This is a genomic window from Rhodococcus sp. P3_B8, from assembly GCF_056402775.1.
Genome location: NZ_JBFUGT010000208.1, coordinates 1 through 11413, shown reverse-complemented (window position 1 = coordinate 11413; position 11413 = coordinate 1). Strand labels below are relative to the sequence as shown.

The 11413-nt window shown below is 66.1% G+C and carries 12 protein-coding genes and 1 pseudogene; 6 read left to right on the top strand and 7 right to left on the bottom strand.

The genetic code is table 11. The features are described 5' to 3' along the window. From AC1D1G_RS33545 to AC1D1G_RS33530, 4 genes are all read left to right on the top strand, one after another. On the top strand, window positions 1-1451 hold a 1451-nt coding region (locus AC1D1G_RS33545; RefSeq protein WP_477955437.1), incomplete at its 5' end, for a hydantoinase B/oxoprolinase family protein. Between the two features lie 43 nt (window positions 1452-1494). Further along, window positions 1495-3192, top strand: coding sequence for a (2,3-dihydroxybenzoyl)adenylate synthase (locus AC1D1G_RS33540; protein ID WP_477955436.1), 1698 nt, complete (start codon window positions 1495-1497; stop codon window positions 3190-3192). Between the two features lie 164 nt (window positions 3193-3356). Continuing rightward, window positions 3357-4940: an FAD-dependent monooxygenase gene (locus tag AC1D1G_RS33535; RefSeq protein WP_477955435.1), complete on the top strand. Its 1584-nt coding sequence runs from the start codon at window positions 3357-3359 to the stop codon at window positions 4938-4940. Window positions 4941-4978: 38 nt separating this feature from the next. Next, window positions 4979-5761 (top strand): TetR/AcrR family transcriptional regulator, encoded by a 783-nt coding sequence (locus tag AC1D1G_RS33530; RefSeq protein ID WP_477955433.1) that lies wholly within the window; start codon window positions 4979-4981, stop codon window positions 5759-5761. Between the two features lie 37 nt (window positions 5762-5798). Here AC1D1G_RS33530 and AC1D1G_RS33525 read toward each other — a convergent pair whose 3' ends face one another. Together AC1D1G_RS33525 and AC1D1G_RS33520 are read right to left on the bottom strand one after the other, a co-directional pair. Beyond that, window positions 5799-6227 carry a nitroreductase family deazaflavin-dependent oxidoreductase gene (locus AC1D1G_RS33525; RefSeq protein WP_280780293.1) on the bottom strand — a complete coding sequence of 143 codons (429 nt, stop codon included), beginning with the start codon at window positions 6225-6227 and terminating at the stop codon, window positions 5799-5801. Window positions 6228-6391: 164 nt separating this feature from the next. Beyond that, window positions 6392-6580: a ChaB family protein gene (locus AC1D1G_RS33520; protein WP_009473096.1), complete on the bottom strand. Its 189-nt coding sequence runs from the start codon at window positions 6578-6580 to the stop codon at window positions 6392-6394. Between the two features lie 308 nt (window positions 6581-6888). On the opposite strand from AC1D1G_RS33520, the gene AC1D1G_RS33515 reads away from it, so the two are divergent. Together AC1D1G_RS33515 and AC1D1G_RS33510 are read left to right on the top strand one after the other, a co-directional pair. Beyond that, window positions 6889-7143: a hypothetical protein gene (locus AC1D1G_RS33515; protein WP_242322953.1), complete on the top strand. Its 255-nt coding sequence runs from the start codon at window positions 6889-6891 to the stop codon at window positions 7141-7143. Next, entirely contained in the window at window positions 7140-7346 is a 207-nt protein-coding gene (locus AC1D1G_RS33510) for a hypothetical protein (protein WP_477955432.1), read from the top strand. The genes AC1D1G_RS33515 and AC1D1G_RS33510 overlap by 4 nt, the downstream gene beginning before the upstream one ends. A gap of 59 nt (window positions 7347-7405) precedes the next feature. On the opposite strand, the pseudogene AC1D1G_RS33505 reads toward AC1D1G_RS33510, so the two are convergent. The 5 genes and pseudogenes from AC1D1G_RS33505 to AC1D1G_RS33485 all read right to left on the bottom strand — a co-directional run. Then, window positions 7406-8005 (bottom strand): annotated as a pseudogene (locus AC1D1G_RS33505) (helix-turn-helix transcriptional regulator); the annotation flags it as partial. Then, a complete protein-coding gene (locus tag AC1D1G_RS33500) occupies window positions 7902-8942 on the bottom strand; it encodes an aldo/keto reductase (protein ID WP_477955431.1) in 1041 nt (346 codons plus the stop codon). The pseudogene AC1D1G_RS33505 and the gene AC1D1G_RS33500, both read right to left, overlap by 104 nt. Window positions 8943-9102: 160 nt before the next feature. Further along, complete coding sequence (locus tag AC1D1G_RS33495; protein WP_477955430.1) at window positions 9103-10089, bottom strand: aldo/keto reductase; 987 nt, start codon at window positions 10087-10089, stop codon at window positions 9103-9105. 2 nt (window positions 10090-10091) lie between these two features. Then, window positions 10092-10289, bottom strand: coding sequence for a cupin domain-containing protein (locus AC1D1G_RS33490; protein WP_283351992.1), 198 nt, complete (start codon window positions 10287-10289; stop codon window positions 10092-10094). A gap of 55 nt (window positions 10290-10344) precedes the next feature. After that, a complete protein-coding gene (locus AC1D1G_RS33485) occupies window positions 10345-11253 on the bottom strand; it encodes a helix-turn-helix transcriptional regulator (protein WP_283351991.1) in 909 nt (302 codons plus the stop codon). Between the last annotated feature and the right edge of the window lie 160 nt (window positions 11254-11413).

Genomic DNA, 11413 nt, shown 5'->3' with positions numbered 1-11413 from the left:
GAATCCACAAGATCACCGTGGCCATGACCAAGACCGCCGACCACCTCACCTTCGACTTCACCGGCACCGACCCGCAGACCGGCGTCATCAACTGCACCTACGCGGGCATGCGCGGCGGAGTCATGCTCGCCCTGCTTCCGATCCTCGCCGGGGACATCCCCTGGTCCGCGGGCGGACTGATGCGCTGCTTCGACCTGGTCTCCGAAGAGGGCACGATCAACAACGCCACCTTCCCCGCCGCGGTCAGCCGCGGACCGATCGGACCCGCGTGGCTCACCGGCACCCTGATCGCCGAATGCCTGTCGCAGATGCTCGACCGGTCGGTCGATCTCGGCACAAGCGTGCAGGCCGCGTGCTGCGGCACCTGGGACACCGCCGTGATCGCCGGTCTCGACGAACGCCCCGAACAGTCGGTGCCGTTCCTCAACATCATGATGGAGCCGATGGCCGGCGGCTACGGGGCCCGCCCCACCGCCGACGGCATGGACACGGGGGGCCTCTTCTGCATCCCGATGGGCCGCATCCCGGACACCGAAATGACCGAATTCCTCTACCCGCTGCTCACCCTGTGGCGCCGCGAGGAACCCGACTCCGGCGGACCCGGACGGCAGCGCGGCGGTGTCAGTGCCTCCATCGCCATCACCCCCTACGGCACCAGCCTGCCGATGGGCCTGGTACTGGCGTCGGCGGGCAAGGCCGTCGCCCAGAACAACGGTCTCGCAGGCGGATACCCCGGCAATACCGGCGTGGAGGTCCTCGCCCGCGGCACCGACATCGTCGAACAGTTCGCGGCCGGCCGCATCCCCGACGCCCTGGACGATCTCGGCGGCGGCCGCGAACTCGGAGCCTGCTACGCCGAGAGCTACGTGGCACCCGGTGAGGTGCTGTACATGCACTGGCAGGGCGGCGGCGGCTACGGTGATCCGTTGCTGCGCGACCCGGCCGCCGTGGCAGCCGACTTCCGTGAAGGCAAGGTCACCGAAAACGGTGCCGAAACCGTCTATGGAGTCATCCTCTCCGGCGGAGATGCCGATGAGATCCGGACCTCGGATCGGCGGGACGAGATGCGCACGGAGCGTCGAGACCGCTCCGGGACTACTCGGTCCGATGCCCCCGTGCTCGATCTGGCCGGGGCTCGCAGACTCGACGACAACCTGGCGGAGGTCACGATCGGGGACACCCGCGCGATCGCCTGCGCCCAGTGCGGACGCCTCCTCGGAGACGACAAGACCAATGCTGCGCTGGACCTCGCCCGGTTCGAAGGTCCCTCCTCGACCGCCGGACCACAGGTGACCTCCGATCCGCGCGAGTACGTCGACGCCCCCGTCGTCTTCCGGCAGCTGTGCTGCCCCGGTTGCTGGACCGCTGTCTACTCCGGCATCGTCCCCGCCGATCACCCCGATCACGCCCTGGACATCGCCCGCCTCCTCCCCGCGGTAGCGGAGCGATAATGTCGGCGAACCCCGTGATGACACTGGATGCAGGAGGACTGCGGTGACCTTCTCGGATTGGGGCGGACGCCTCGTCACGTTCCCCGCCGACCGGGCCGGGCACTACCGCGAAAGCGGGATGTGGAGCGCCGATCCCACCGGGCGGCGACTGCACCGGATCGCCACCCGGTTCCCGGATCGAACGGCGGTGATCAGTGCGGAGGGTTCGATGAGCTTCGCCGAACTGGACCGTCGGACCGACCAGATCGCGGCCGGACTGATCCGGCTCGGGCTCGACCGACTCGATCCGGTCATCTTCCAGCTGACCAATCGCCTGGAGACCGTCCTTGCCTGGTACGGCTGCCTCAAGGCCGGCCTGGTTCCCGTCGCGACTTTGGCCGCGCACCGCATGCACGAGATCGGGCACGTCAGCCGCAAGGTCGGCGCCGTGGGGCATATCGTCGAGGCCCGCACCGCGGGATTCGATCTCGTCGAGTTCGCACGCGAACACGCCGCCGGGCATCCCAGCATCCGGCACATCATCAGCGTCGGCGACGAGGCGGGCAACGATCAGCCAGGCGTGACCCGACTGGAAGACATCGGTCGCGAGACCGATCCCGCCGCAGCCCGTGCCGTGGTCGAACAGATCGAAGCGCAGATCGACCCACTCGACGTCGTCGCGTTCCAGCTGTCCGGCGGTACCACCGGTGTGCCCAAGGTGATTCCGCGCATCCATGCCGAATACTGGAACAACGCCCTGCTCTACGCACAACGACTCGGCTGGGACGAACACAGTCGCGTGGCACACCTGATACCGATCATTCACAACGCCGGAGTCTCGTGTGGGCTGCACGCGGCGCACTCCGTCGGCGCCTGCCTGGTACTGGCCACCGCGGACGCTCCCGCGGCGTTCGAGTTGATGGCACGGTCGGAGGCGACCGAAGTCCTCATCGGGCACGGCCACTACCAGGCAGTTCTGACCCCGGACTTCGACAAGGCCCGCGCGTCTCTCGGACGGGTCGTACTGTCGGGTGCCAAGGTTCCACCCGAACTGTTCGAACGAGTCGACGACGGTGCGGGGCATTGGGCCGGCCAGCTGTTCGGCATGTCCGAAGGGCTGCTGACGGTGACCCCGATCGACTCCCCCACCCACGCTCGCCTGACGACCGTGGGAACCCCGATCGCGTCCGACGACGAAATTCGTATCCTCGAGCCGGGTACCGAGATAGATCTCCCCGACGGCGGCGTCGGAGAACTGTGCTGCCGCGGCCCGTACACGATCCCCGGCTACTTCGATGCCCCGGAGCACAACCGGGATGCCTTCACCTCCGACGGCTTCTACCGCACCGGTGACCTCGCCGCGATCACCGTCATCGACGGCGAGCGGTACCTGTCGATCGAGGGCCGAATCAAGGACCTCATCAACAGGGGCGGGGAGAAGATCAACGCGGAGGAACTCGAATTACTGCTGCTCGAGCATCCTCGCGTCGCCAATGCGGCGGTAGTCGCCATGCCCGATCCCCGACTCGGGGAGAAAACCTGCGCATATCTGGTGGCCACCGACGAAGAGCCGTTGTCGATGAAGGCCGTTCAAGAGCATCTGGCCCGGCTCGGCGTCGCCAAGTTCAAGTGGCCCGAACGGCTCGAATGGGTGACATCCTTGCCGCACACCAATGTGAACAAGATCGACAAGAAGCGGTTGCGTGCCGAGATAGCCGCGAAAGTGCTCGCCGAAGCCGATGCACGCGGCGCGGTCGTCTAGAACCACGTGTTCCGTTCTGGATCAACACCTTCGGGGCGTGTCCACACGGGCATTCCCCCGAAGATGACCACCTTCCAGATGACATCGACCGCACACGTCACATTGACTGTTCGACATAAACGTCGAATACTTGACTTAAACGTCACACAGACTGGAGTTTTGCCATGAATCTCGCGCGAGTCGCAGTTCTCGGAGGTGGACCCGGCGGTCTCTATGCCGCAAGACTGCTCAAGCTCAGCCATCCGGACGCCGAGGTGACCGTGTACGAACAGAGCGCCCCGGACAAGACATTCGGATTCGGCGTCGGCCTCGCCTCCCGCACGCAGCGCAATCTTCGCGAGGCCGATTCGGCATCGCTGGAGGCCATCGTTGCCGCTGCACACCCGCACGACATGTCGATGCAGGTCGGCGAGCACATCGCCCGGCTGCAGAGCGGCGACCTCCTCGCGATCGCGCGCACCTCCCTGCTCGAAGTGCTGCAACAGCAAGCCCGACAGGCCGGTGTCCGCCTGCACTTCGGCGAACGCCGGGACATCGGCGACCTCGACGCGGACCTGATCATCGCGGCCGACGGCATCAACAGCGGAACGCGCACAGAGCTCGCAGACCGCTTCGATCCACACATCGACACCGGCACCGGCCTGTACCTCTGGTGCGGAACCGATTTCGCTCTCCCGAGCGCCATATTCACACCGGTCACCACCGAGCACGGCACGTTCGTCGCGCACGCCTACCCCTACGCGCCGGACCGCAGCACCTTCCTCATCGAAACCGACGAGGACACGTGGCGGCGAGCAGGATTCGACGTATCCACCGAGCAGACAGCACCACTCGACAGTGACGGAACCTCACTGCACTACCTGCAGGCAGCGTTCGCCGACACTCTGCAGCACCACCGGCTGATCGGTAACCGCACCCGCTGGATGCGCTTCCGGACCATCTCGTGTGGGCATTGGCACAGCGGCAACGTCGTACTCCTCGGCGACGCSGCSCACACCGCGCAYTACTCSATCGGCTCGGGCACCAAGCTGGCCATGGAGGACGCCATCGCCCTCGACCAGGCACTCACCGCCTCCCCGAACATCGAGGACGCGCTCGCGCACTACGAACGAACCCGCCGCCCCGCCGTCGAATACCTCCAGCACATCGCGCACCGCAGCGAACTCTGGTGGGAGTCCTTCCCGCAGCGGATGAACCTACCCGTCGAACAGCTGCTGATCGCCTACATGACCCGCGCCGGAAAGGTCAGTCTCAGCCGATTCCACGACACCGCCCCCACGCTCGTGCGGAAGGGCCTGGCGAACTACGCGGACGTGCCTCCCGACGCGATCCCCGACACCGACATCACGGACTGGACGATCGGGCAACCACTCGCCCACGGCGACCGCCGATTCGAGCACCGGATCGCACCGGCGGACCTGCGCGACGCCGCCACCACCACAGTGCTCGATATCGACTTCGAGTCCGCCTGGGGTCCGGAGGCCACCGCACTCATCGAGACCGCACCAACCGCGCGAACTCTCTGGCTCACCGGCCCAACCACCCGCTCATCGCTGCTCGGCAGGCTCGACTTCGCCGAACGCCTCGGTCACCGCACAGACGCACTCGTCGTCGTCGAGGCCCCCGGTTCCTGCCGCGCAGATGTCGCAGCAGGTTTGGCCAGCGTACGGATGCACCTCGCGTTCTTCAGTGATCCCGCGATGTCGGACGCTGATCCGGCGCTTTCCGGGTTGCGGGTCTCGACATGAGTACCCGACCAGCGACCGGCGCCCGTTATCCTTCGGACATGACAAGCGAGGAGGCCCCGAACGAGCGCCGACCCCGAGGCCGGGGCAAATCCCGTTCCACCGATCAGGCTGCGACCGAACCCGCGGGCATCCGCAGCAACCCTCGCCGTGAGCTGGTGGAAAAGCAGATCATCGAGCAAGCCACTCGACTGTTTGCCGAACGAGGATTCGCGAGCACCACGCTGCAGGACATCGCCGACGCAACCGGCCTGACACGGCCGGCCCTCTATCACTACGTGGCCAACAAGGACGAGCTCCTCTCCCGCCTGGTCAGCGAGAGCACCGAGACACCGGCCGCGCTGCTACACACCATCAACGAGCGCACCGATCTGGGTCCGACAGAAAAGCTCCGCGAGATGGCCACCGCCATCGCACTGCATCAGGCGCAGGCTCCGGATCGATTCCGGTTGATCATCCGTTCGGAAGCCGAATTACCCGAAGACATCTCACGCAACTACGAGCAGAGCCGTCGACACGTGCTCAAGGAATTCATCCACGTCGTCGAAGACGGTATCCGCACCGGTGAGATGCGACCGGTCGACCCGCGAACCGCAGCTCTGGCCGTCATCGGCATGCTGAACTGGATCGCCTGGTGGCATCAGCCGGGAAACGCAGACGACGACCGAGTCATCGCCACTCAACTCGCGGACATGGCGGTACGCTCGTTGGTCCACCAGGACCCGCAGTCGGCGACCCCGGAAGGTCCCGCGCGAGCGATCGCGATGATTCGCCAGGACCTGAACTACCTCGAACGGCTGCTCGACGAACCACGCCCCGACTGACCGCGCTCGACGGCAACGGCCCCGGTCCTGACGGAGGTCACGCGCGTCGCAGCGCCAGCACGGGGATCGTCCGGATGCCCGCCGTCTTCTCCGCATATTCGGCAAAGCCGGGATACCGGCGCGCCTGCTCGGTGTAGATCCGATCCCGTTCGTCACCGGTCACCTCGACGACAGTCACCGGGTACTGCTCGGTGCCGCGTTCGACCTCTGCCTCCCCTGCACTGACGAGGTTGTAGTACCAGTCGGGATTGGTCGGGGCACCGGCCTTGGAAGCGAAAACGTAAATCGTGTCCGGACCTTGCTCATCGGGTAGATACATCATCGGGCTCACCCGATCGCGCCCAGTCTTTCGGCCCCGGTGGTGAACCAGCACCACCGGGGCGCCCTCGAACGGGCCACCCACTCGGCCCTGGTTTGCCCGGAATTCGGCAATGATATTCGCGTTCCAGTCGTCGGGGGTGCTCATCCTGGGAATTGTCCTAGGCCGGCACCGGAACGGGGGGCATTTCCGGTCGAATGACGTCGTCTCGTGTCGCACTCTTTCCGCTGACCGCGATGGCGACCATTCCGGCACCGCCAATCCGACGCCACGCACATGCAGGCGTCGTCGCCATCAGGCCCTTGTGGAAATCAGTCCTGTTTGGGCACCCAGTGGTCGGTTGCGAGCTCGTAACTCTGTTTGAGCTCCCCGTACGCCGCTCGTTGGGCCTCCTCGCCCTCGCCGTACCGCCGGACGGCCATCTCGTGGGCAGCCGCGAAGGCCGCCTGTACCTCCTTCGACGATCGCCGCAGTGTCTGTGGGAGCTCGGTTCGGTTCACCGCTCCACTCCTTCTCGGTCGTGGCCGTGACGTACCCCTCGATTGTCCGCCCGGGACCACCGCGGCGGAACCGGGTTGACCCGGTTTTCCGATGTCGGCCGCGGGGCGCCCGCAGGCAGGGTCTGCGCAGCGCACCCGGCACCGAGAATCACAGGCATCGAAGCGGGTCTCCACGGTGGCCTGCCAACGGTGTAGACCGGGGAAACACCTGGCACCGATCACCGGTATGGGTAACAATGACCTCGGAAAACACACAGCGACGCCAATTTCATTCTCGCCGAAGGGAAGTCCGCACCAGAGGAGACTCGATGCCTGTTTCGCCACACACATTGTTACAGCACGTCCAGGATCGCACCACCGACCTACGCCGATGGTTGGATACCGGCGAGAACACCGCCGTCCTGACGGCGTATCTGCGCGATGAACCCGTCGACCACCGTTGGCTCACCACCTACAAACGACTCACGCACGATCTGCTGAGGGCGGTCGACCATGCCTGCCCGTCCAGGGCGCCGCACGAAACCCAGACGCCGAACGCCGGCCGGCCGCCGGACCGTCGATGAACGACGACCAACGCCGGGCTCTCGAGCACGTACGCGACACCTGCGTCATGCTGCACAGCTTCCTGACCACCCACCCGAGCGACCGACCGCCCGAACGGGTCCGATCGGCCACCTTCGAACAGCTCACCGACGACCTCCTCGACGCCGTCACCGCAGCGCAGAACGCAGGAGTTCCCGAACAACACATCTTCGACAGCATGTGACAACCGTCCGCCGGCCCGGTCCGTGGCAGAAGCCCCTACCGGGATCGAGGTTCGGCTCTCTAGCCGGTGCCGGGCGAGGAATGCGCTTTGCCGGATGCAATACCGGCTCGTATTCCGATTGCTCCGGCCTCTCCACGGTTGGCGCCCTCGAGTTTCTTGAGCACGCTCGCGACGTGAAACTTGATCGTGCGCTGGCTGATCCCGAGTTCCTCGGCGATGGCGCGATTGCGTTTGCCGACCGCGAGGTGCGCGAGGACTTCGAGCTCGCGGGGGTTCAGGGTGGACAGCAGGTCCTCGTCGGGGCGGGCGGCGCGCGGATCCAACGGGATGGTCAGCGTCACGCGACTCCCCCACCCGGCGATGGATTCGATGTCGATCCGGCCGCGCAACGTGTGCAGGCGTCCGGACAGTTGCCGAGTCAGCGCGTTGCGGTCGATGGCGCCGGGCCCCTGGTCGCGGACCTCGATCAGAACGTTGTCACCGTCGCAGTCCCACGCGATCCGTAGCCGGGGCAGCACGATGGCGCGGACCATCGCGCGTGCCGCATGCGCCACCTCACCAGGAAGCGGACGGCCRTCGGCCGGCGGGTCGACATAGTCGACTTCGACCTCCCGATGCCGCAACAGTGGCCGCAATTCGCCCTGCAACCGAGGAAGTGCCGGGACTCGCCGGTGAGCTGCGTGGTGGCGATGCCGGTGTGTAGCCGGCTTCGAGCTGCTCGATCTCGTCGTCGGTCAAGGTCAGGTCTACCGCTGCGGCTGCGTCGACGAGGTGATGTGGCTTGGTCGCGCCCACGATTGGCGCGGTCACCTGCGGGTTGCGCATGACCCAGGCGAGGGCGACTTGGGCCATGGGCACGCCCCGTTCGTAGGCGACCTTCTCGACGGCGTCGATGACGGGCCTGTCGCGGTCGCCGTGGCCGGCGAAGAAGCGCTCGGCAGCGGCATCGTCTGCGGATCGGGTCGTGCCCGCCTGCCCGAACGAGCGGGTCAGCCGGCCTTTGGCCAGCGGGCTCCACGGGATCGATCCGACGCCCTGATCGGCAAGCAGCCCAAACATTTCGCGCTCCTCCTCCCGTTGGAGCAGGCTGTACTGGTTCTGCATGGACACGAACTCGGTCCAGCCGTGCAGGCGGGCGGTGTACTGCATCTTGGAGAACTGCCATGCCCACATCGAGGACGCGCCGATGTAGCGGGCCTTCCCGGCTCTGACGACGTCGTGCAGGGCCTCCATGGTCTCCTCGACCGGAGCGTCGGGGTCGAACCGGTGTATCTGGTACAGGTCGACGTAATCGGTGCCGAGGCGGGTGAGGGTTCCGTCGATCTGCTCCATGATGGCCTTGCGGGACAGTCCTCGCCCGCCGGGGCCGTCATGCATCGGGAAGAACAGCTTCGAGGCCAGCACGATCTGCTCCCGCGAGGCAAGCTTCCGCATCGCGCGCCCGACGATCTCCTCCGAGGTGCCATGCCCGTAAACGTTCGCGGTGTCCCAGAACGTGATCCCTAAATCCAGCGCCTGCCGCAGGAGCCGTTCGGCGGCGTCCTCGTTCAACGACCATGGGTGTCCGCCCGGAATCGTGGGGTCGCCATAGCTCATGCAGCCGAGCACGATCCGGCTGACGTTCAATCCGGTCGATCCCAGTCGTCCATACTCCTTGTCGAGTGCTCCTTCGCCGTGGCTGCCACCGCCACATGACTGCAGATAGCGGGGACGCAGATTGGCATCCTCGGATAGTCAGGTGATCTGGATACCTGGCTCAGCGGCCGACGAGGCCGAGGTGAAACTCGTTGTATCGGTCGCCGTGCACGCCGACCCGGCGGGCGAGGGTGTCGAGATCGGCGATCTCGTCGGCCGACAGCGRCACGCCGGTGGCGCCCGCGTTCTCCTGGATGCGCGCGGTCCGGCGCGTTCCGGGAATCGGCACGATCCAGCGCTGCTGCGCCAGGAGCCAGGCCAGGGCGATCTGGCCCGCGGTGGCGTCCTTTGCCGTTGCAAGCTGTGCGACGTGATCGACGAGAGACTGATTTGCTGCCCGGTTCTTTTCACTGAAACGTGGAATGCTCGCGCGCACGTCCCCCTCGGCGAAGGTCGTGCGGGTGTCGACCGTGCCGGTGAGGAATCCCTTGCCGAGCGGGCTGAACGGCACGAAGCCGATGCCCAGCTCCGCCAGGGTCGGGAGCACCTCGGCCTCCGGGTCGCGTGTCCACAGCGAGTATTCGCTCTGGAGTGCGGTGACGGGCTGGACGGCGTGTGCGCGGCGGATGGTGGCGGCGGAGGCTTCGGAGAGGCCGAAGTGGCGTACCTTGCCTGCGGCGATCAGTTCGCCCACGGCGCCGGCGACATCCTCGATCGGCACGTCCGGATCGACGCGGTGCTGGTAGAACAGGTCGATCGCATCGGTGCGCAATCGGGTGAGGGATTCATCGGCGACGCGGCGGATCTGCTCGGGCCTGCTGTTCAGGCCCACGCTTTGATTGTTCTGGATGTCCCAGCCGAACTTGGTGGCGATCACGACCTGGTCGCGGATGGGTTCGAGGGCTTCGCCGACGAGCTCCTCGTTGACGTACGGTCCGTATACCTCCGCGGTGTCGAAGAACGTGACGCCGTGCTCGACCGCGGAGCGCAGGACAGCGATCATGTCGTCCCGGCTGCCGGGGTTGGGTCCGTAGCTCTGGGACATGCCCATCGCGCCGAGTCCGATCGCGGAGACTTCGAGGCCTTGGCCGAGGGTTCTGGTGTGCATGGTCAGACCTCCACTGTCATGTTGTGTGCGCGGGTGTAGTCGGTGTCGGCAACGTGTTCGAGCCAGGTCGTCGTCGTGGCCGGGTCGTCGCCGTTCTCGTGGGAGTGCCAGGCGGTGCGGGCACTGGGCGCGAACCAGACACAGGCGACGACCATCCGCCGGCCCGGCTCCTGCGGGGCAGCGATCGGGTCGACCCACATGTCGCCGGTGAACTGCCCGGAGGGTTCTTACCTGTCGGGTTCTGGGAAAGCTGTTTCATAGATTCGTCTCTTTCGGCGCAGCGGCCTGAGTCTTCTGCAGGTCGGTGTCTTCGTGTTGATGTGCGGTGGCGGCCCAGCTCGCCAGGAGACTGAGCCGTTCCTGGCTCGCTGAACCGGGCTCGGCGGTGTAGATGAGGAACGAGAGTCCGGGTTCGGCGGTCAGCTCCATGCCCTCGTAGGACAAGGTCAACTCGCCGACAACGTGATGTTGGAAGTTTTTGGTCCCCGAGCCGTGGCGGCGTACGTTGTGTGCTCCCCACCGGGTGCGGAACGCGTCACTGCGTGTGGAGAGCTCCCCGATGAGATCGTGCAGTTGCTTGTCGCGGGGGTCGCGGCCAGCCTCGGTTCGTAGGATCGACACGGTGATGTCGGAGGCGGCTTCCCAGTCGGGGTAGAACTCCTTGGCGCGCTCGTCGAGGAAGCAGAACCGCGCGAGATTGCCCTGCCCCGGCCCGTCGAAGACGCGATCGTAGAACGCGCGACCCAGCGCGTTGGTGGCAAGGATGTCCATTCGGCCATTGCGTACGAACGCGGGCCCGTGAGTGATCACATCCAGTGCCCGCGTGAGGCTCTCCCGGGCTACCCACCTCTTCGGATTGCGCCTGCGCACAGGTTGGGCGGCGCCGCCCGCGACGCGGGCCAAGTCGAAGAGGTGCTCACGTTCGGCGTCGTCCAGTTGCAGCGCTCGCGCGACCGCTTCGAGGACGGCATCGGAGACCCCGGCAAGGTTCCCGCGCTCGATCTTGGCGTAGTACTCGATGCTCACATCGGCGAGCATCGCGACTTCACTGCGTCTCAGTCCCGCCACACGCCGCTGCCCGGAGACGGTCAGACCTGCCTGCTCGGGGGTGAGGTTCGCGCGCCGGGACATGAGGAACTCTCGTGCTTCACTCCTGTTGTCCACGCCCCAAACGTTATGCCGATGCAGCCACGCAGGGGATGCCCTGCTGGTACACCCCTCATCAGAGACTCCCTCCGGGCCCGTTCTGAAGGTGTCATAGAACTTGCCGAGATTCCGCGACGGTGACGATGGCACCGAAAGAACACTTCGCCCGACCTTTCAT

Bases quoted from the DNA above. Each gene is read 5' to 3' on its own strand.
- AC1D1G_RS33510 (WP_477955432.1), top strand. From the start codon at position 7,140: ATGAACGACGACCAACGCCGGGCTCTCGAGCACGTACGCGACACCTGC.
- AC1D1G_RS33530 (WP_477955433.1), top strand. From the start codon at position 4,979: ATGACAAGCGAGGAGGCCCCGAACGAGCGCCGACCCCGAGGCCGGGGC.
- AC1D1G_RS33490 (WP_283351992.1), bottom strand. From the start codon at position 10,289: ATGTGGGTCGACCCGATCGCTGCCCCGCAGGAGCCGGGCCGGCGGATG.
- AC1D1G_RS33525 (WP_280780293.1), bottom strand. From the start codon at position 6,227: ATGAGCACCCCCGACGACTGGAACGCGAATATCATTGCCGAATTCCGG.
- AC1D1G_RS33515 (WP_242322953.1), top strand. From the start codon at position 6,889: ATGCCTGTTTCGCCACACACATTGTTACAGCACGTCCAGGATCGCACC.